The organism is Mitsuokella sp. UBA4253 (genome assembly GCF_002395285.1).
Taxonomy (GTDB): domain Bacteria; phylum Bacillota; class Negativicutes; order Selenomonadales; family Selenomonadaceae; genus Mitsuokella; species Mitsuokella jalaludinii.
In genome coordinates, this window is record NZ_DGWR01000006.1 from 55,073 (window position 1) to 75,432 (window position 20,360).

Below are 20,360 nucleotides of genomic sequence, written 5' to 3' on the forward strand. Positions count from 1 at the left end.
TATGCGTTTTCTGTTATACTGTATAGCAGAAATTGTAAAAGAGAGGTGCGGATATATGGATGACATTACACGGCTCTGCCGGGCGCAGACACGGCTCACGATGCTGCAAATCAGCCTGCTGGCCCGCATGGCGATCGTCTTTCCCTTCCTCGCGGACCTTGCACACGGCGAGCTCAAGGTCTACGTGAAGGCGAAGGACCCCGAGTACTTCCTGGTCATAGCACAGCAGCGGCCGCATACGGTCTACCTGCCGGGCAAGGAAAGTGCGGTCGGGAAGCTGGTGCGCTGCATCGAGGAGCCGCTCATCAAAGAGACGTTCCAGACGGGCAAGCCGGCGCGCGGCAAGCGCGAGCTGAATTACGGCTCGATGGTCGACATGTTCACATTCGGCATCCACGACGGCGACAAGGTCATCGGCGTACTGAATTTCGAGGTCGACCTCGACAAGCTTTCAATCGAGGGCTATTCGCACCTGCTCGATGCGGCGGTAGCCGTGCTCTACCATGCGCGCCACATCCTCAATCCAGAGCAGTTCCGCCCCATCACGGCGAGCGACGGCATCATCATCACGGATGCGCACAGCCGCATCGTCTTCGCGGATGCGGCGGCGCAGCGCATCTACCGCGTGCTCGGTGTCGGCAGCCTGCGCGGCGGTCATCTCTTTGACCGCCAGATGACGCAGCATGTCACGCGCGAGACGGTGGAGACGGAGCGTCCGTGGCAGAAGGAGATTACGGCAGGCGGGCTCATCCTCATCAGGCGCGAGATCGTCATCCGCGAGGGCGGCAATCTCTGCATGCGCATCGTCATCATCTCGGATGTCACGGAGACGCGCGCCAAGGATAAGGAAATCCGCATCAAGTCGGCTGTCATCCAGGAGATCCATCACCGCGTCAAGAACAACCTGCAGGCCATCGCGAGCCTGCTGCGCATCCAGGCGCGACGGGCCAAGACGGCCGAGGTAAAGGCAGCGCTGAAGGAGAGCGTCAACCGCATCCTCTCCATCTCCGTTGTCCATGAGTACCTCTCGCAGCAGGGCAGCGAGGACATCGATGTCCAGGAGGTCATGGGCCACATCTTCGACCTGGCTGCGCGCAACATGACAGACCGGGAGTTCACGATACGGACGGAGTTCCGGGGCCCACGCCTCATCCTGCCGTCGAAGTGCGCGAGCTCTGTGGCGCTCGTGCTCAACGAGCTCGTGCTCAATGCGATGGAGCACGCTTTCACGGGCCGCAAATCGGGCCTCATCGGCCTGGCCGTGCAGGAGGATGAAGACCACTGGCATCTCGATTTCTACGACGACGGCGTAGGGCTGCCGGATGGCTTTGAAGACTTGCCACGCAAGTCGCTGGGGCTGACGATCGTCCAAACGCTCGTCGAGGGCGACCTCGGCGGCACGTTCTCCATCGAGAACGACGAGCGGGGTCCTGGGCACGGCGCGCATGCGCGCCTGCGCATCCCGAAGGTGCAGCCGAATCCGACAGACGAGGGACAAGGCTGACGTGTCAGGCGCTATCGTTTTTGTTTTGTTGTTTTTGGAAAGATTGCAAGGGAAGGCTGGAATACTTATGGCACATGAGACGTTACGGATTGTCATTGCAGATAATGAATCCATCATCCGCATGGATTTGCGTGAAATGCTCGAAGAAGCCGGTCATGAGATCGTCGGCGAGGCCATCGATGGGCGCAAGGCGGTGGAACTGACGCGGCAGCATCGCCCGGACCTCGTCATCATGGATATCAAGATGCCGCAGATGGACGGCATCACGGCTGCGCGCAAGATCTCGGAGGAGAAGATGGCGCCTGTCCTGTTGCTCACTGCCTTCAGCCAGCCGGAGATCGTCGAGAAAGCCAAGGATTCCGGCGTCTTGGGCTATCTCGTCAAGCCGGTTCAGGAGAATAATCTCTTCCCGGCCATCGAGATTGCCATGTCGCGCTGGCGGGAGATGCAGGGCCTCGAGCAGGAGCTTGCCGGCCTGCGCGATTCGCTGGCCATGCGCAAGACGCTCGATCGGGCCAAAGGTATCCTCATGGCGGCCCATCATCTCTCTGAGCCGGAGGCCTACCGCCGCATCCAGCAGTACGCGATGATGAAGCGCCTGACCGTCAAGGAAGTCGCCGAGGCCATCGTCAAGGCAGCGGGCGGCAAGGTCTGAAGCTAATTGCATGGCTTTGCATATAACGATAACAAACAATAAAAACGTTTTGGACATCACAAAACCCTTGCTGTATAAGGAATTAGCAGGGGTTTTTGAATTTTGTCCAAAACAAATCAGGACGAAATAAAATGTCTTTTGATTGTTTTTAGGGGAAATAGCCACTATAATAAAGGTAACTTAAGTTAAAGGAATCCAGAGGGCTTCCAAGTGTACATAGGAGGCTGAAACATGAAGACAAGTGCTCGTACCGTCGCAATCATCCGGGATCTCCTGAATGGACTGGATGGAGGCGATACGATGACAGCTGGAATGATTGCAGAGCGACTCGGTGTCAGCAGCAAGACGATATCGAGGGAGCTCCCAAGAGTGGAGATGGTGCTGAAACCGTACGGCCTGGAGCTATTGCGGAAAACAGGGGCAGGCATCCGGATTGCAGGGAATCCTGCTAAGATTGAGGAACTGCGACAGGATGTCATGAACACGGAAACATCCGCCTTTACGCCGCAGCAGCGGCAGGTCATACTGGCCGGACAGCTCCTGCGGGCTGCGGAGCCCATCAAGCTTTTCTCTCTCGCGAGTGAATTGCAGGTGACAGATGGGACGGTCAGCCATGACCTTGACAAACTCGAAGCGTGGTTCCGACAGCGCGGGCTCCTGCTCGTGCGTCGGCCGGGGCTCGGTGCATACGTCAAGGGGAGTGAGCGCGACATACGCCGCGCACTCGTCGAGATCGTCTATGCGAATCTCGATGAAGAGCGTCTCTTGCAGCTGTTCCATGGTGCGATATCTGATGCGCATGAGAGCTGGGGGGCAGCGGAGCGATATCTGCTGAATCTCGTCGATGAACAGATGATACATGATCTGGAGCACCTGGTGCATGAGATGGAGAGCGGCCTGCCGCACCATCTCTCGGATACAGCGTTCATCGGCCTCGTTGTCCACCTGTCGCTGGCGATCCAACGCATGCAGAAACACGAGGATATCCACATCGACGCGGAGACGCTGGCAATCTTGCGCAAGCGCCGTGAGTATCAGCTGGCTGCAGAGCTCGCGCAGCGCATTGCGTCAGAGTTTGCAATCGAGGTGCCGGAGGATGAGATTGGCTACATCGCCATGCATCTGATGGGAGCTCGGAGCCTTTACCGCAAGGATGATCATCAGATCGCTTCGGTCATGGATAATTTTCATCTCGTGCGCCTGGCGCGCTCCATCATGAAGTGCGCAGAGCAGGAGACAGGAAAGAAGCTCCTGGACAATAAGGAATTGTTCCTCGGGCTGGTCAATCATCTTGGACCATCCATCAGCCGCCTGCGCATGCACATGGATATCCGCAATCCTCTCTTGAAGGAGATGCAGTCGACCTATCCTCAGCTCATGGAATTGGCGCGCAAGGCAGTAAAGCCAGTGGAGCAGGAGCTCGGGGAGACATTCCCGGAAGCAGAGATTGCCTACATTGCCATGCATCTCAGCGCTGCTCTGACAGAACGTCATGAGGCTAAGATGCAGCCTGCCCGCGTCATCGTGGCCTGCCAGACTGGCATGGGGACGAGCCGCATGCTGGCTGCTGGGCTGAGGCGGACGTATGAGGAGATCGAGATTGTCGACCTCGTCTCAGCGCTTCAGGTCAACCGGGACTATGCGCGGCGCATGGAAGCGGATTTCGTCATATCGACGGTGCCGATCCCCTGGTCACCGCTGCCGGTCGTGGTCACGACGCCGCTCCTCGATGCGGCCGATAAGGCAAGAATCGAGAAGGAGCTCATGCGTCAAGCAGACCATCGCACACATTATGCGACTGCGGTGAAGGAACGAGAGGTAATCCCTTTTGTTGAGTCGCTGCGCCGCATGGATGCGTACAATCAGGCAATCCAGTCCTTGCTCCGTCACTTCTTCAGCCAGGAGATCACGCTTCCCACGCCGCACATCGAGGATATCTGCCGGGCCGCTGGCCGGGCTGTTTCCGAGGATGTTGCAGCGCAGCAGGGAATCGCAGAAGCGCTGTTGGCGCGAGAGTCCAAGGGAGAGACAATCCTGCGGGGCAATGCGATGGTCTTGCTGCATGCCAGGACGGATTTTGTGCCCGGTCTGCGCTTCGGCATCCTGCATCTGGAGCAGCCGATGCTGTATCCAGAGAAGAATGGCGAGGCCGTGCGCACTGCTGTCGTGATGCTGGCTCCGAAGGAGAGCCGCTGTGAGGCGCTGGAGACAATCGGCACCGTTTCAGCAGCTCTGCTGGAACGCTGGGGGCTGATTGCTCTGCTCAATGAGGGCAACCAAGACGCCATCTACCAGGAACTCGAGCACATCTTCAGAGATTTTTACCAAAAAAAACAACAGGAACTCTTTGGAAATCCGTAAGATAAGATCAGGTTTTATTTATCGTTTATATGCAATGCAAATGGAGGGAAAACTTTATGAGCAACCAGAAAAAAGAAGGCGCTCAGGAAGCCATGCAGAAGTTTGGCCGCTTCCTTTCCGGCATGGTCCTGCCGAATATTGGCGCATTCATCGCATGGGGCCTTTTGACGGCCCTGTTCATTCCGACTGGCTGGTGCCCGAATGAGTATCTGGCTCAGGTCGGTGCTCCGATGAGCAAGTGGCTCATCCCGCTGCTGCTCGGCTATAGCGGCGGTGCCGCTATCTACGGTCATCGCGGCGGCGTGCTCGGCACGATTGCAACGGCCGGTGTCATCGCAGGTTCGGACATCCCGATGTTCCTCGGCGCCATGATCATGGGCCCTCTGGGCGGCTGGGTCATCAAGAAGTTCGATAAGGCCATCGAAGATCACATCCCGACTGGTTTTGAGATGCTCGTCAATAACTTCTCGGCCGGCATCATCGGCGGTATCCTCGCTATCCTGGCCTTTACGGGCATCGGCCCTGTCGTCCTCGCGGCTAATGCCGTCCTGCGCGCTGGCGTTGAAGCCATCGTCGCCATGGGCCTGCTGCCGCTCGCCTCGATCATCATCGAGCCGGCCAAGGTCCTCTTCCTCAACAATGCAATCAACCACGGCGTCCTCTCTCCGCTCGGCATCCAGCAGGCTGAGCAGTACGGCAAGTCCATGTTCTTCCTGCTTGAAGCAAACCCTGGTCCTGGTTTTGGTGTCTTGCTCGCGTACTGGTTCTTCGGCAAGGGCATGGCAAAGGAATCCACACCGGGTGCCATGATTATCCACGTTCTTGGTGGTATCCATGAAATCTACTTCCCGTACATCCTCATGAAGCCGGTCCTCGTTCTCGCTGTCATCGCTGGCGGCATGTCCGGTGTCTTCACGCTGAATCTCCTCGGCGGCGGCCTGATCGCTCCGGCATCGCCGGGCTCCATCCTCGCAGTTCTCGCCATGACGCCGAAAGGCGCATTCCTCGCAAATGTCGCAGATTTCATCGTTGCTACGGCTGTTTCCTGCGCGGTCGCTTCCATCTTCATCAAGGGGTCGCACGATGATGGCAGCGAAGAATCGCTCGAGGCTGCTCGTGAATCCATGACAGAGATGAAGAACCGCGGCAAGGATATGCCGTCCAATGACAATGAAAAGAAAGTCTCGGGTGCAGAACTCAAGCGCATCGTCTATGCTTGCGATGCAGGTATGGGCTCTTCGGCTCTCGGTGCTGCTGGACTGCGCAAGAAACTCAAGAAAGCCGGCTACACGGATATCTCGGTCACGAACTGTGCAATCGGCAACATTCCGAAGGATGCTCAGCTCGTCGTCTCCCATGAGAAGCTCGCGGAGCGCGCTCTTGAGGACAGCCCGCAGGCTGAACACATCTGGGTCAAGGACTTCACACAGAACAATGTTTTCGACATCGTTTCGGCACGTCTCAAAGGAGAGGGCGTAGAGACGAAGGCAGCGCCTGTCCAGGAAGACACGGTCAAGGAAGGCATCTTGACGAAGGCAAATGTCAAAGTCGGCCTCAAGAGCGTTTCGAAAGAAGAGGCCATCAAGGCCGCCGGTGAACTGCTCGTCAAGGGCGGTTATGTTGAGGAGCCGTATATCCAGGGCATGCTGAACCGTGAGAAGGATATCACGACGTATATCGGCAAGGGCATTGCCATCCCGCACGGCGAGAATGCCGTCAAAGAATGCGTCAAGGAATCCGGTATCGTTGTCCTGCAGTATCCGGACGGCGTCCAGTTCGGCGATGATAAGGCATACCTCATCATCGGCATCGCAGGCCGTGGCAACGACCATCTGGCCATCCTTGCAAACCTCGCCACGACCATGGACGAGTACAGTGATGAGCAGCTGCACGAGCTCTACACGACGAAGGATCCGGATGTCCTTTACAAAGTGTTCACGAAAGTGGATTAAGAGATGCAATGATGAGCAGGCTGCTGCTTTGCAACCGCTCCGCAAGTGATTCAAGTGAAAGAAGTATGGGCCCCGGCCATGCAATTGACCGGGGAGTCCATATGACAATAGGAGGAAATATGATCATGAAACAGGCAATCCATTTTGGTGCTGGCAATATCGGCCGCGGCTTTATCGGTGAACTGCTCGTCCAGTCCGGCTATGAAGTGACGTTTGTCGATGTCAACGAAGAGCTGGTCGAGACGATCAACGCGAAGAAAGGCTACAACATCCAGATCGTTGGTGATGAGCCGCAGACGATCCACATCGAGCATGTCAAGGCTATCAATAGCAATACGAACCTCGAGGACTTGCTCACGGCTATTGTCCATGCCGATATCGTCACGACAGCAATCGGCCCGAACATCCTGAAGTTCATTGCGCCGAATATTGCCAAAGGTCTCGAACGCCGTGTCAAGGAAAATACGACGCCGCTCAATATCATTGCCTGCGAAAACATGGTCGGAGGCTCGACTGTGCTCAAGAATTTCGTCTATGAGCATCTTTCGGATGAGGCCAAGCCGCTTGTCGATGCGTATATCGGCTTCCCGGATGCTGCTGTTGACCGCATCGTGCCGCTGCAGCACAATGAGGAACCCCTGCTCGTGCAGGTCGAGCCGTACAGCGAGTGGGATGTCAACCGCACGCAGGCTAAGGGCGAAGTACCGGAGATCAAGGGCCTTACCTGGGTAGACAATCTGCAGGCATATATCGAGCGCAAACTCTTCACCGTCAATACGGGACATGCTTCGATCGCTTATCTTGCCTATCAGAAGGGCATCAAGGATATCTACAGCGCCATGCAGGATTCGGAGATTGTCGCCTTTGTCCGCAAGGTCTGGGGCGAGACGGGCAGCATGCTCATCGAGAAATACGGCTTTGATCCGGCAGCTCATCAGAAATACGTTGAGACGACGGAGAAGCGCTTTGCCAACCCGCATCTCTCCGATGAGGTCACTCGTGTGGCCCGCGGCCCCAAACGCAAGCTCGGGGCTAAGGATCGTCTCGTGAGCCCGGCAACGCAGCTGATTGCCCAGGGCAAGACGCCGGCAGCCCTTGCCAAGGTCATCGCAGCTGCCCTGCACTTTGACTATGAAGGCGACAAGGAAGCCGTGGAAGTACAGGCTTATGTCAAGGAACATGGTTATGAGGAAGCTCTGACGCACTTCACGGGTATCGAGAAGGGCAGCAAGCTTTACGACCTGGTCGATGCAGAGCTCAAGGCTTACGAAAAATGACACTAAAATAGTATTTACATATTGACAAACTATGTTATTTCGCTTATGATGAATACATCGTTTGAAGAGAACTGACCAGAAAAATGGAGGTTCTAAGGCAGGCGCGCCATGCGCCAGCCTTAGGACCTCTTTTCTTTTGTTTTGTATGGATGATTTGTGAGGTGATGGCAGTGGAACATATCTTTGTGCAGGCCAATGGAGTGTATCAGAGCATGCTGCACGGTTACGCAGATATCGTGCGACTGGGCATGAGTATGCTGCGCATCGGTGCCATCGGTTTTGGCGGCGGCAATGCTCTGATTCCCGTCATTGAGAAGGAAGTCGTGGAAAACGGCAAGCTCGTCACAAAGCGCGCGTACGATGAGGATGTCGTCGCGGCCTGCATCACGCCGGGGGCTCTGCCTGTCGAGATTGCGGCAGGCATCGGCCAGAGGCTCGGCGGCCATGCGGGCATGCTCGTAGCATCTTCGATGATGGCTCTGCCGGGAGCCCTCCTCACCATCCTGATCCTTGCGGTGCTGACGGGAGAACAAGGGGCTGCCCTGACGGGGATCCGCTATGCTTCGATCGGCCTCGGTGCGTTCATCATCAGCCTGTTGACAGCTTATGTGCTTAAGACGCTCAAAGCGATGCGGCAGGCCGGTACGCGCGTGTTCCGCACGATGTGCCTGGCGATGGTGGCGGTATTCCTGCTCTCTTCGGAGGCAAACCTCTACGCACTGCTCGGCATTCCGGCTAAGCCTGTGTTCAATCTGTCCATCCTGTCCATCCTCGGGCTTTCGTTCTTCCTGATTGTCTACCTAGGCAGCGGCATCTCGCGGGCAAAAGCCATTGTGGCCGGCCTGCTCACAGCCTCGTTCCTGCTGAGCGGCAGTCATCCTTTGGCACCGGCTCTGACAGGCGTCCACGATGCCACCATCCTGCTCATGGGATGGCTCGGTTTCAGGGGGCTTGTCAAGAGCTTCCGCATGGGCGGAGAATCCGTCGATGGCGTAAAGCTTCTCAAGGACACGCTGTGCGATGCATTCGTCTGGCTGGCTTTCGCCTTGGCGCTTAGCCTGCCGGCCATCGCGATGGTGCAGGGTAGTCCGGCGTACATCGGGGAGGGGTTCCTCTCGTCGCTGCTCTCATTTGGCGGTGGCGATGCTTACCTGACGATTGCCGACGGCCTCTTTGTGCAGGGCGGCACGGTTGCTGGTGCTGATTTCTATGGCCAGCTCGTCCCTGTGGCCAATGCCCTGCCAGGGTCAATTCTCTGCAAGATCCTCACGGGAATCGGCTATCTTTCTGGCCTTCGCATGGGCGGCATGAGCGCAGGCCTCGCTCTCTCGCTGGCAGGCTTTGCCGTCAGCGTCGCGGCGTCGGGCTTGATCTTCGGCATCATCGCGCGCCTGCTGCGGACCTTTCACGACGTGCCGGTCTTCCGCCAGATCAGCCTCTGGGTGCGTCCCATCATCAGCGGCTTGCTGCTCAATGTTGCACTCTCGATGCTGCGCACGAATCTGGAGATCGGCACGGGGCTGCTGGTGCCGGAAGGGATTGTCCTTACGATGAGCATCCTGCTGGCAGTCTTCTGCCTCTACCTGCTCTTTGTGCGCAGGAAGGCTATGACCGTGCCGATGCTCGTGTCGGCAGCAGCGGGATTTGGACTTTTCCTCATCTGAATGGTGTATGTATCGATTGTTACCATGGAGTGCTTTTAGGAGAGATGATATGAAGAATGTAAAGCTGAAGCGGAGCCGCCTGGAGACAGATGTGCTCATCATCGGCGGCGGCACGGCTGGCTGTTATGCCGCCATCAAGCTCGGCGCAGAGAAGGAGCTGCGCGTGCTCGTCGCTGAAAAAGCGAATATCGAACGCAGCGGCTGCCTGGCCGCGGGTGTCAATGCGCTTAATGCCTACATTTCGAACGGCCACACGCCGGCCGACTACGTCGAGTATGCGCGCAAGGATGCGGAGGGCATTATCCGCGACGATCTCATGATGACAATCGCGGAGTCTGTCAACGAGGTCACGGAAGACCTCGAGCGCCGCGGGCTCGTGATCCTGAAGGATGAAAGCGGGAATTATGTCACGCGCGGGTGGCGCAACGTCAAGATCAACGGCGAGAATATCAAGCCGCTCCTGGCCAAGGGCGTGCGCGAGCAGAGCAATGTCACCGTGCTCAATCACGTCAATATCACAGATCTCAAGGTCACGAACGGCACGGTGCACGGTGCCTGGGGCTTTTCTGTTCGCGATTTGACCGCTTACGACATAGAGGCGAGAGCGGTGCTCATCGCGACGGGCGGAGCTGCAGGACTTTACCGCCCCAATAATTCAGGTTTTTCGCGCCACAAGATGTGGTATCCGCCGTTCAACACGGGGGCAGGCTATGCGATGGGCATCCGTGCTGGCGCAGAGATGACGACGCTCGAGCACCGCTTCATTGCATTGCGTTGCAAGGATACGATTGCGCCGACCGGCACGATCGCACAGGGCGTCGGGGCCAAGCAGGTCAATGCCAGAGGTGAAATCTATGAGACGAAGTACGGTCTCACGACACCGCAGCGCATCTTCGGGACTGTGGAGGAGAACCGCAAGGGTAACGGTCCCTGCTACCTCGATACGCGTCACATCACAGCAGAGCAGCAGGGCGATCTCTATCATGCATACCTCAACATGGCACCGGCGCAGACGCTCAAGTGGATCGAGAGCGGCAAAGGGCCGAAAGAGCAGCCTGTCGAGGTCGAGGGTACAGAACCATATGTGGTCGGCGGCCATACGGCCAGCGGCTTCTGGGTCGATACAAAGCGGGAAACGACCGTTCACGGGCTGTTTGCCGCCGGTGATGTCGCAGGCGGTGCCCCGCAGAAATACGTGACGGGAGCACTCGCTGAAGGTGAGATTGCTGCCGAAGCGCTGGCTGGATACCTCGTCGCTGGCAGGGACAAGGAAGCGCTTGGCGACCGGCGTGAAGATGCGCCTGCCTGGACGGATTACGAAGCATATCTCTCGCATGAGACCGGCAATCTGACGGCAGAGCAGCTGGAAGAAGCCATGCAGAAGGTCATGGACGAGTATGCAGGAGGCATCCATACAGACTACCGTTACAACAAGAGCCGCCTGGAATTGGCAGATGAGAAAATCAAGCATCTTGAATCCCTGCTGCCACAGCTCGCAGCAGATGGCCCGTACGAACTGCTCAAGATCTATGAGCTGCGCGAGAGGCTGACGGTCTGCCGTGCCCTCATTGCGCACCTCCTCGCGCGCCGCGAGACGCGCTGGCATACGTTCGGCGAGAATGCCGACTATCCGGAACAGTCGCCGGAGGGCTGCTGCTACATCAATTCGCGCTGGGAAAACGGATCCTTCCATATATATAGAAGGCCGCTGGTCAAAGGAGGTCATTATGAGCATACGCATCCATGAGGACCGCTGCATCGGCTGCGGCCGCTGCACGGAAGCCTGCCCCGGCAATCTCATTCTCTTGCAGGATGGACCGTCGGGCAGGAAGGCGAAGATCCGCGAGGTCCGCGATTGCTGGGGCTGTACGGCCTGCATGAAGGAATGTCCTGTCAGTGCGATAGGCTACTTCCTCGGTGCTGACCTTGGCGGCAGTGGCAGCACGATGACAATCCACAAAGAAGGTCATTACTATCACTGGCATATCCGCAAGGCTGACCAGCAGGAGGTCACAATTACGATCGATCGCGAGAATGCCAACCAATACTGAGTAAGGAGTCAATACATATGGGAAAATTATCGCATCTCGATGCACTCGAGGCCGAGGCCATCTACATCATTCGAGAGGTTGCGGCCGAATCCGAGAAACCAGTCATGCTCTATTCCATCGGCAAGGACAGCACGGTCATGATGCATCTTGCCCTCAAGGCCTTTTACCCGGAGAAGCCGCCGTTCCCGTTCCTGCACATCAACACGACGTGGAAGTTTCATGAGATGATCGCCTTCCGCGATGCGCAGGCGAAGAAGTACGGACTCGACATGATCGAGTACAAGAATGAAGAAGGGCTGGCAGCCGGTGTCAATCCGTTTGACTACGGCGCCTCGTATACGGACATCATGAAGACGCAGGCCCTGAAGCAGGCTTTGACGAAATACGGCTTTACCGCAGCGTTCGGCGGCGGCCGCCGCGATGAGGAGAAATCGCGTGCCAAGGAACGCATCTTCTCGTTCCGCAATGCGGCCCAGGCCTGGGATCCGAAGAATCAGCGCCCGGAGATGTGGAAACTCTACAATTCCCAGATCAACAAGGGCGAGAGCATCCGCGTCTTCCCGTTGTCCAACTGGACGGAGAAAGATATCTGGCAGTACATCCGCCGCGAGAACCTCGAGATTGTTTCCCTGTATTTTGCCAAGGAGCGCCCGGTCATCGAGCGCGACGGCAATCTCATCATGATTGACGATGACCGCATCGTCAAGAAGCTCAATCTAAGGCCAGAGGATATCGAGCACAAGAAGGTCCGCTTCCGCACGCTCGGCTGCTATCCGCTGACAGGGGCTGTTGAGTCAGAGGCGGATACGTTGGATGCAATCGTGGAGGAGACACTCGGCGCTGTCGAATCGGAGCGCACGAGCCGTGTCATCGATCACGAGGGAGCCGGCAGCATGGAACGCCGGAAACGGGAGGGTTATTTCTGATATGAACGATTTACTCAAATTCATCACCTGCGGAAGCGTCGACGACGGCAAGTCCACGCTCATCGGCCATCTCTTATACGATGCAAAACTCATCTATGCCGATCAGGAAGAAGCGCTGCTGCTCGACTCGAAAGTCGGCAGCCGCGGCGGCGCCATCGACTATTCGCTGCTCCTGGACGGGCTTCTCGCAGAGCGTGAGCAGGGCATCACGATCGATGTCGCCTATCGCTACTTCACGACGGACAACCGCAGCTTCATCTGTGCGGACACGCCGGGCCACGAGGAGTACACGCGCAATATGGCCTGCGGTGCATCGTTTGCAGACCTTGCCGTCATCCTCGTCGACGCGACGCAGGGCGTCCTGACGCAGACGCGCCGCCATGCCCGCATCTGCGCTCTCATGGGTATCCGGTACTTTGTCTTTGCCATCAACAAGATGGATCTCGTCGACTACTCGGAAGCGCGCTTCAAGGAGATCCAGGCGCAGATCGAGGCCCTGCAGCAAGAGCTTCATCTTCACGATGTCAAGCTCATTCCTGTATCGGCGACAGAGGGAGACAACGTCACGAAGAAGTCGTCTGCCATGGCTTGGTATGACGGCCCGACGCTGCTCGATTATCTGGAGCAGGTCGACGTCAGTGCCGTTCACGAAGAGGGCTTCTACATGCCCGTTCAGCGCGTCTGCCGCCCAAATCACGAATTCCGCGGCTTCCAGGGCCAGATCGAGAGCGGCAGCATCGCCGTCGGCGATACTATCACCTCACAGCCGAGCGGCGAGCAGGCCGAAGTCAAGAAGATCCTCGTGGCCGACCATGAAGCCGAGTTGGCGTTCAAGGGGCAGCCGGTCACAATCCAGCTCAACCGCGAGGTCGACGTCTCGCGCGGCTGCGTGCTCGAGAAGGGCAGCCATGTCCGCCAGGCCGCGAACTTCAAGGCTGAGATCCTCTGGATGGATGATGTGCCGCTTTCCATCGGCAAGAACTTCATGGTATTTCTCGGCACCAAGAAAATCCCGGGTATCCTGACGAAGATCGATTACCGCATTGACATCAATACGGGCGAGCATGTCGAGGCAACTGGCCTCAAGAAGAACGAGATCGCGCTCTGCGAGATCGCCGTGACGGAGCCGATCGTGCTCGACACATTCGATCATCACCGCACGCAGGGCGAGCTCATCCTCATCGACCGCATCAGCAATATGACGTCGGCCTGCGGTGTCGTGCGCGAGATTCCTGACGGGACAGAGAAGCGCCACTTTGCGGCAAATCAGCAGATGCGCAGCGCGCTCAACTGGCAGGCACCTCTTGCCGTCGCTTTCGAGCCTGCAAAAGACGGGATCTCGCTTGCGACCGTTGAAGAAGCCGAGTACTACCTCGTGCGCAACGGCCGCCACACTTACCTCTACCATCCGAGTGCGGACGAAGATCCTGCTCCGGTGCTCCGCCACCTGCTGCAGGCGGGCCTCGTCGTCCTGCTTGTGCTCGACAAAGACCAGCCATTGCCGGAAGGCGTCCGGACCTTCAGCGAGCTCTCCGGCAAGGCCGCTGCAGAGAGCACATCCCAGCAGATTGCGGAGACCATCCTGCACCACTCCATGCTCGACTCCATGATGGCACCGAACAACTGGATTATCTAATCGATATTGGCAGATTCGAAACAAAGACCAGAATGACCTGGTCTTTGTTTTTTTGACTTTTTATGGATTTTGATATTGACATTTTGACTTAGAGGGGGTAATATAAAGATTGTAGTTAGCACTCAGGTCTAGTGAGTGCTAACACCATCAACATGTAAATTCATTTTATAGGAGGAAGATACCTATGATTAAGCCATTGGGCGAAAGAGTTGTCATCGAAGTTGCAGAGAGCGATGTAAAGACGGCCAGCGGCATTGTACTGCCGGATACGGCAAAAGAGAAGCCGCAGAAGGGCACAGTCGTTGCAGTTGGCGCTGGCAAGCTGCTCGATAATGGCGAGCGCGCTGCTATGGAAGTCAAGGTCGGCGATGGCGTCATCTTCTCCAAATACTCGGGTTCAGAGGTCAAGGTAGAGGGCAAGGATTACCTGATCGTCCGTGAGAGTGATATCCTCGCTGTCATCTGATCATCCCGTGATTTCAATCAGACTTTTCTCGGAGGTAATATAAATGGCAAAACAGATTCTGTTTGACGAAGAAGCTCGCCGCGCACTTGGCCGCGGTGTTGATGCACTGGCAAATGCCGTAAAGGTAACGCTTGGACCAAAGGGCCGCAATGTCGTCCTCGACAAGAAGTTCGGCGCTCCGACAATCACGAACGATGGTGTCACGATTGCACGCGACATCGAGCTTGAAGATCCGTTCGAGAACATGGGCGCACAGCTCGTCAAGGAAGTTGCGACGAAGACGAACGACATCGCTGGCGATGGCACGACGACGGCAACGCTCCTCGCACAGGCCATGATCCATGAAGGCATGAAGAATGTCGCTGCTGGCGCAAACCCGATGATTATCAAGAAGGGCATTGACGAAGCCGTCAAGACGCTCGTCGACGAGATCAAGGCAAAGTCCAAGAAGGTCGAAGGCCAGGCTGACATCGCGCAGGTTGCTACGATTTCTTCCGCGAACGAAGAGACGGGCAACCTGATTGCTGAGGCCATGGAGAAGGTCGGCAAGGACGGCGTCATTACGGTCGAGGAATCCAAGACGATGCGCACGAACCTCTCCGTCAAGGAAGGCATGCAGTTCGACCGCGGCTACATCTCCCCGTACCTCGTCACGGATACGGACAAGATGGAGGCAGCTCTCGATGATCCGTACATCCTCATTACGGACCGCAAGATCTCGGCTATCAACGATATCCTGCCGATCCTCGAGCAGGTTGTCAAGGCCGGCAAGCAGCTCGCCATCATCGCTGAGGATGTCGACGGCGAAGCCCTGACGACGATTGTCGTCAACAAGCTGCGCGGCACATTCAAAGCTCTGGCTGTCAAGGCTCCGGGCTTCGGTGACCGCCGCAAGGCTATGCTGCAGGATATCGCTACGCTGACGGGCGGCACGGTCATCAGCGAAGAGCTCGGCCGCAAGCTCGACAGCGTCACGCTCGCTGACCTCGGCCAGGCGCACAAGATGGTCTCCACGAAGGACGAGACGACGATCATCGGCGGCAAGGGCGACAAGGACGCCATCGCTGAGCGCGTTGCACAGATCAAGCAGCAGATTTCCCAGACGACGAGCGATTTCGACCGCGAGAAACTGCAGGAGCGCCTCGCAAAGCTCTCCGGTGGTGTCGCTGTCATCGAGATCGGCGCTGCTACGGAAGTCGAGATGAAGGACAAGAAGTACCGCATCGAGGATGCGCTGAACGCTACGCGCGCTGCTGTTGAAGAAGGCATCGTCGCAGGCGGCGGCACGACGTTCCTCGACATCCTGCCGGCACTCGATAAGCTCGAGGTCGAAGGTGACGAGAAGGTCGGTGTCAACATCGTTAAACGCGCTATCGAAGAGCCGGTTCGCCAGATTGCTCAGAACGCAGGCCTCGAAGGCTCTGTAGTCGTCGAGAACGTCAAGAAAGCTGGCACGGGCGTCGGCTTCAATGCCCTCAAGAACGAGTACGTCGACATGCTCAAGGCTGGTATCGTCGATCCGGCCAAGGTTACGCGCTCCGCTCTGCAGAACGCCGCTTCGATTGCTTCCATGGTCCTGACCACGGAGACGCTCGTCGCTGACAAGCCGGAAAAAGAAGCTCCGGCGCCGGCTGCTCCGGGCATGGGCGGCATGCCGGGCATGATGTAATCCCTTCGCGGTTGCATCCCCTGAACTGAATCCAAAATCTCCATCCGGATGATCCGGATGGAGATTTTTGCTTTTGGGAGGCTGCATAGGCCGCCTGGCACGAGCAATTGTTGACAATAAGACAGTTTTAAGCTAGAATAGCATCGTATCAGAATCGCCTTGCGATGTTCTGATGATCGGTTTGATTGTGCAGCAGGGACATTACGGAAAAGAAGCAATTCTTAGCGCTAGTTCCCCGAGATGGACTTGAAAGCTCAGCGGGGAAAACGAGGAGAAGGTTGTCGAAACGTCAGCGGATGCCTTCCGGCCGTCCCAGTCGATACGGCCTGCCGAAAGATGAGGAGCGATTCTCATGACAAAGGCAGTTCGAGGGACCTGTTGCAAGACTACCAGGAGGTATGTATCATGTGTGGTATTGTAGGTTATGTCGGTGATAAGCAGGCTGCGAATTTCCTGCTCGAGGGTCTTTCGAAGCTCGAGTACCGCGGCTATGATTCGGCAGGCATTGCGGTCTATGATGGCAATCGCATTCGCGTCGAGAAGAGTGTCGGCCGCCTTTCGGCGCTGCGCGACAAGATCAAGGACGATATGCCGAAGGGAACCATGGGTATCGGCCATACGCGCTGGGCTACGCACGGCCGTCCGTCGGATCGCAATGCACATCCGCATACGGACTGCACGGGTGACTTTGTCGTCGTGCACAACGGCATCATCGAGAACTATCTGGCACTCAAGGAAGAGCTCATCGAGAAAGGCCATGTCTTCAAGTCAGAGACGGATACGGAAGTCGTCGCACACCTTCTCGAAGAAGTCTACAATGGCGATTTTGTTTCGTCAGTCCGCGAAGTGCTGCGCCGCATCGAGGGCTCGTACTCGCTCGTCTTCATGAGCAAGAGAGAGCCGGACAAGCTCATCTGCACGAAGCAGGACAATCCGCTCGTTATCGGCATCGGTGAGGGCGAGAACTTCATCGCGTCGGATATCCCTGCCATCATCTCGCGCACGCGCCGCACGTACATCCTCAACGATGGCGAGCTGGCCGTCGTCACGAAGGATGCCATCAAGATCACGAACCGCCGCGGCGAGCCCGTGACGAAGAAGGTCTTCGAGGTCAACTGGAATGCCGAGGCTGCCGAGAAGGGCGGCTACGAGCACTTCATGCTCAAGGAGATCAACGAGCAGCCGAAGGCTGTCCGCGACACGATGAGCCAGCGCATCGCGAAAGACGGCAAGTCCATCGTCATGAACGAGCTCAAGTGGGATGCGGATTATCTCAACTCCTTCAATAAGATCTACATCGTCGCCTGCGGCACGGCTTACCATGCTGGCCTCGTCGGCAAGTTCTACATCGAGAAATTGGCCCGCACGATTGTCGAAGTCGACGTCGCATCGGAGTTCCGCTATCGCGAACCGATCGTCGATGAGAACACGCTGTTCATCGCCGTTTCGCAGTCGGGCGAGACGAGCGATACGCTCGCAGCCATGAAGGAGTCGAAGCGCCTCGGTGCCAAGACGCTGGCCCTGACGAATGTCGTCGGCTCTTCGATTGCCCGCGAGGCAGATCAGGTGCTTTACACCTGGGCTGGCCCGGAGATTGCCGTCGCCTCGACGAAAGCCTATACGACGCAGCTCATCCTGTTCTTCATGCTCGCCCTCTACATGGCGCAGATCAAGAAGACGCAGACGCCGGAGCGCATTGAAGAGCTCATCGCGAAGCTCAAGAACATCCCGGCTCAGGTCAGTGAGACGCTTTCGGATGTTGAGCCAATCAAGACGTTTGCCAAGCAGTACGGCTTCAACGAGGATGTGTTCTACATCGGCCGTTCGCTCGACTACGATGTAGCCCTTGAGGGTGCATTGAAACTCAAGGAAGTCTCTTACATCCATGCGGAGGCGTATGCTGCCGGCGAACTCAAGCACGGCACGCTGGCTCTGATTGTCGAGGGTGTACCTGTCATTGCACTCGCGACGCAGAAGAGCGTCTACGAGAAGACCTTGTCGAACATCAAGGAAGTCAAGGCGCGTGACGCCGTCGTCATTGGCATCGCTGCAGAAGGCGATACGGAGCTCGAGAAGTACGTCGACCATGTCATGAAGGTTCCGGAGACGGATGAGCTCCTGATCCCGCTGCTGACGGTCGTACCGTTGCAGCTGCTCGCTTACTACGCCGCTATCACCCGTGGCTGCGATGTCGACAAGCCGCGCAACCTCGCAAAATCGGTTACGGTTGAGTAAGCCATCTGCGTGCGGATATACAAGATTTTACATGAGAAGCCTTTTTGCCTTCGGGCAGGGGGCTTCTTGTTCTATAGCCTGATTGTCGCATGCATGCTGTACAGGCACGAATGGAGGGATCTTCTTGAAAGCATTTATCTACGATATGGACGGTGTCATTGCCGATACCGAACCGGTCCATCTTCGGGCGGAACAGCGCGTACTCCAGAAAATGGGTGTCGAAGGGGTCACGTTGGAATTCCTCATGCGCTATCAGGGCATGACGGACCTCATGATGTTCGAAGACATGAAAAAATTGTTTGGTTTTCATCACAGTGCAGAGCAGGCTGCGAAGGCGAAAGTCTACCTGTTCAATAAAATCATACATGAACAGCATGTCACGCCGATTGCGGGCAGCCTGGAGCTGATCCGTGCGACGAATGAATTGCGCCAGTCGCAGGGGCTCAAGACGGCCATCGCGAGCTCGTCGAGTGATGATTTCATCGCCTTTGTCGTCGACGATCTCGGCATCCGCGACCACTTCGACCTCCTCATGAGCGGCACAAATCTGCCTGAGTCGAAGCCGAATCCTGCCATCTACCTGCAGACGGCCGCCTATCTGCGCGTGGATCCACGGGACTGTGTCGTCGTCGAGGACGCCGCTAACGGTGCGCGGGCGGCCAAGGCAGCCGGCATGACCTGTATCGGCTTCAACAGCCCGCACAGTCCCAACCAGGACCTCTCCATCTGCGACATGCTTGTCGACCGCTTAGAGGAGATTGACCTTTCTGCATTCTGAACCTTCGATTCTCTGTTCGCTTTTGCAGGAATATCCACTTCGCATGTCGAACTATAAATATACGAATAGGCACCATAGTACCTGCAGACAGCAGACAATGGAGGAGGAGTCGCAATGGCAGAAATGGCAACAAAAGCAAGAGCATTCCAGGATTTCCTGGATGCCAAGGAGATCAAGGCATTCGTATCGGAGACAATCGAGAATGATCCGGAGCAGACGACGGTATTCCGCTCGCGTGTAGAGGTGGATGGACAAGAGCTGCCGCTGCTCGTCCTGTTGGACCGCAGTATCTTCTCCATGATCCGCGTGCAGATTTCGCCGAAGTGCAAGACGGAGGAAAATGAGCTGGCTGTGCTCAAACTGGCAAACGATCTCAACCTCAAGTACAAGCCGTTCAAGCTCTACTTCGACGGTGAGGGTTCACTGATCCTCGATATCTGCATGATCACGCCCGACGAGAAGGCCGAGGAGATCGGTGACATGGTCTACGGCATGTTCAACGTCATGATCACATTCCTCAACGAGAATTACCGCACGATGATGAAGACCATCTGGTAAATGCAGGAGCAGACTTGGTAGAAGTCAGTGGAAGAAGGCTGTTTGATAGGCAGCCTTCTTTTTTATCTTTTTTGCAAAAAGCTATTGACAAGTCATCTTGTATACTGTATCATAATACAAGTCGCTGAGAGATACGGCACCGGCAAGCGCCCAGAAGCCTTGATTGGCAAGGGATTGCAGGAGCCGAAAGAACTTGAAAAAGAAAGAAAAAACTTCTTGACAAGCTCCGCTCGATGCGATAAGATATAAAAGTCGCTTGAAGCAAAGCGCTTCGAAAGACAAAGTTGTTCTTTGAAAACTAAACAATGCAACATGAATCATTTGTGATTCAAGCCAGATGTTTTTAAAACATCGATTGATTATGAACATAAGCAATCGGCAATTTCTTTACTGAGCTTTGATTTTTCAAGGTTCAGGCCAAAAAAGATTATTTGAGCCAATCAAGGCTTTCCTAAATTTTATGGAGAGTTTGATCCTGGCTCAGGACGAACGCTGGCGGCGTGCTTAACACATGCAAGTCGTACGAGGCAGATTTTCATCACTGAACTTTAAAGAGCGGACTGATGAGAGGCGTTGTGAATGCGAAGCATTCACCACACTTTTATAAAGTGCTTAACTTTAAGGCTGA

Annotated in this window: 15 protein-coding genes and 1 rRNA gene; all 16 read left to right on the top strand. The window is 56.3% G+C overall.

Annotated elements, in window-relative coordinates:
- Window positions 1-55 precede the first annotated feature (55 nt).
- Window positions 56-1,504: a histidine kinase N-terminal domain-containing protein gene (locus B2X55_RS03560; RefSeq protein ID WP_286820911.1), complete on the top strand. Its 1,449-nt coding sequence runs from the start codon at window positions 56-58 to the stop codon at window positions 1,502-1,504.
- Window positions 1,505-1,571: 67 nt separating this feature from the next.
- Complete coding sequence (locus B2X55_RS03565) at window positions 1,572-2,159, top strand: ANTAR domain-containing response regulator (protein ID WP_286820912.1); 588 nt, start codon at window positions 1,572-1,574, stop codon at window positions 2,157-2,159.
- Window positions 2,160-2,390: 231 nt separating this feature from the next.
- Window positions 2,391-4,520, top strand: coding sequence for a BglG family transcription antiterminator (locus B2X55_RS03570; RefSeq protein ID WP_286820913.1), 2,130 nt, complete (start codon window positions 2,391-2,393; stop codon window positions 4,518-4,520).
- A 56-nt stretch (window positions 4,521-4,576) separates the two neighbouring features.
- Window positions 4,577-6,472, top strand: a complete 1,896-nt coding sequence (locus B2X55_RS03575) for a PTS mannitol transporter subunit IICBA (RefSeq protein ID WP_286820915.1) — start codon at window positions 4,577-4,579, stop codon at window positions 6,470-6,472.
- 125 nt (window positions 6,473-6,597) lie between these two features.
- Entirely contained in the window at window positions 6,598-7,749 is a 1,152-nt protein-coding gene (locus tag B2X55_RS03580; protein WP_286820916.1) for a mannitol-1-phosphate 5-dehydrogenase, read from the top strand.
- A 170-nt stretch (window positions 7,750-7,919) separates the two neighbouring features.
- A complete protein-coding gene (locus tag B2X55_RS03585; RefSeq protein WP_286820917.1) occupies window positions 7,920-9,413 on the top strand; it encodes a chromate transporter in 1,494 nt (497 codons plus the stop codon).
- A gap of 49 nt (window positions 9,414-9,462) precedes the next feature.
- Entirely contained in the window at window positions 9,463-11,160 is a 1,698-nt protein-coding gene (locus B2X55_RS03590) for an adenylyl-sulfate reductase subunit alpha (RefSeq protein WP_286820918.1), read from the top strand.
- Entirely contained in the window at window positions 11,141-11,464 is a 324-nt protein-coding gene (locus B2X55_RS03595) for a 4Fe-4S dicluster domain-containing protein (RefSeq protein ID WP_036376091.1), read from the top strand. The genes B2X55_RS03590 and B2X55_RS03595 overlap by 20 nt, the downstream gene beginning before the upstream one ends.
- A gap of 17 nt (window positions 11,465-11,481) precedes the next feature.
- The gene (cysD, locus tag B2X55_RS03600; RefSeq protein ID WP_036376094.1) at window positions 11,482-12,390 is read left to right on the top strand and encodes a sulfate adenylyltransferase subunit CysD; all 909 of its coding nucleotides are present in this window, start codon (window positions 11,482-11,484) and stop codon (window positions 12,388-12,390) included.
- Window position 12,391: 1 nt separating this feature from the next.
- The gene (locus tag B2X55_RS03605) at window positions 12,392-14,026 is read left to right on the top strand and encodes a sulfate adenylyltransferase subunit 1 (protein WP_286820919.1); all 1,635 of its coding nucleotides are present in this window, start codon (window positions 12,392-12,394) and stop codon (window positions 14,024-14,026) included.
- Window positions 14,027-14,210: 184 nt separating this feature from the next.
- Window positions 14,211-14,492 carry a co-chaperone GroES gene (gene groES / locus B2X55_RS03610; protein ID WP_005839486.1) on the top strand — a complete coding sequence of 94 codons (282 nt, stop codon included), beginning with the start codon at window positions 14,211-14,213 and terminating at the stop codon, window positions 14,490-14,492.
- A 43-nt stretch (window positions 14,493-14,535) separates the two neighbouring features.
- Complete coding sequence (groL, locus tag B2X55_RS03615; RefSeq protein ID WP_286820920.1) at window positions 14,536-16,161, top strand: chaperonin GroEL; 1,626 nt, start codon at window positions 14,536-14,538, stop codon at window positions 16,159-16,161.
- 405 nt (window positions 16,162-16,566) lie between these two features.
- Entirely contained in the window at window positions 16,567-18,396 is a 1,830-nt protein-coding gene (gene glmS / locus B2X55_RS03620) for a glutamine--fructose-6-phosphate transaminase (isomerizing) (protein WP_286820921.1), read from the top strand.
- Window positions 18,397-18,520: 124 nt separating this feature from the next.
- On the top strand, window positions 18,521-19,174 hold the full coding sequence (locus tag B2X55_RS03625; RefSeq protein ID WP_286820922.1) for an HAD family hydrolase: 654 nt from the start codon (window positions 18,521-18,523) through the stop codon (window positions 19,172-19,174).
- Window positions 19,175-19,288: 114 nt separating this feature from the next.
- Window positions 19,289-19,732, top strand: a complete 444-nt coding sequence (locus B2X55_RS03630) for a hypothetical protein (protein ID WP_286820923.1) — start codon at window positions 19,289-19,291, stop codon at window positions 19,730-19,732.
- Between the two features lie 457 nt (window positions 19,733-20,189).
- Window positions 20,190-20,360: ribosomal RNA gene (locus B2X55_RS03635) — 16S ribosomal RNA — on the top strand; the annotation flags it as partial.

What these genes read in the sequence shown, in the direction of transcription:
- B2X55_RS03560 (WP_286820911.1), top strand. Translation starts at nt 56, where the DNA reads ATGGATGACATTACACGGCTCTGCCGGGCGCAGACACGGCTCACGATG.
- B2X55_RS03565 (WP_286820912.1), top strand. Translation starts at nt 1,572, where the DNA reads ATGGCACATGAGACGTTACGGATTGTCATTGCAGATAATGAATCCATC.
- B2X55_RS03570 (WP_286820913.1), top strand. Translation starts at nt 2,391, where the DNA reads ATGAAGACAAGTGCTCGTACCGTCGCAATCATCCGGGATCTCCTGAAT.
- B2X55_RS03575 (WP_286820915.1), top strand. Translation starts at nt 4,577, where the DNA reads ATGAGCAACCAGAAAAAAGAAGGCGCTCAGGAAGCCATGCAGAAGTTT.
- B2X55_RS03580 (WP_286820916.1), top strand. Translation starts at nt 6,598, where the DNA reads ATGAAACAGGCAATCCATTTTGGTGCTGGCAATATCGGCCGCGGCTTT.
- B2X55_RS03590 (WP_286820918.1), top strand. Translation starts at nt 9,463, where the DNA reads ATGAAGAATGTAAAGCTGAAGCGGAGCCGCCTGGAGACAGATGTGCTC.
- B2X55_RS03595 (WP_036376091.1), top strand. Translation starts at nt 11,141, where the DNA reads ATGAGCATACGCATCCATGAGGACCGCTGCATCGGCTGCGGCCGCTGC.
- cysD (WP_036376094.1), top strand. Translation starts at nt 11,482, where the DNA reads ATGGGAAAATTATCGCATCTCGATGCACTCGAGGCCGAGGCCATCTAC.
- B2X55_RS03605 (WP_286820919.1), top strand. Translation starts at nt 12,392, where the DNA reads ATGAACGATTTACTCAAATTCATCACCTGCGGAAGCGTCGACGACGGC.
- groES (WP_005839486.1), top strand. Translation starts at nt 14,211, where the DNA reads ATGATTAAGCCATTGGGCGAAAGAGTTGTCATCGAAGTTGCAGAGAGC.
- groL (WP_286820920.1), top strand. Translation starts at nt 14,536, where the DNA reads ATGGCAAAACAGATTCTGTTTGACGAAGAAGCTCGCCGCGCACTTGGC.
- glmS (WP_286820921.1), top strand. Translation starts at nt 16,567, where the DNA reads ATGTGTGGTATTGTAGGTTATGTCGGTGATAAGCAGGCTGCGAATTTC.
- B2X55_RS03630 (WP_286820923.1), top strand. Translation starts at nt 19,289, where the DNA reads ATGGCAGAAATGGCAACAAAAGCAAGAGCATTCCAGGATTTCCTGGAT.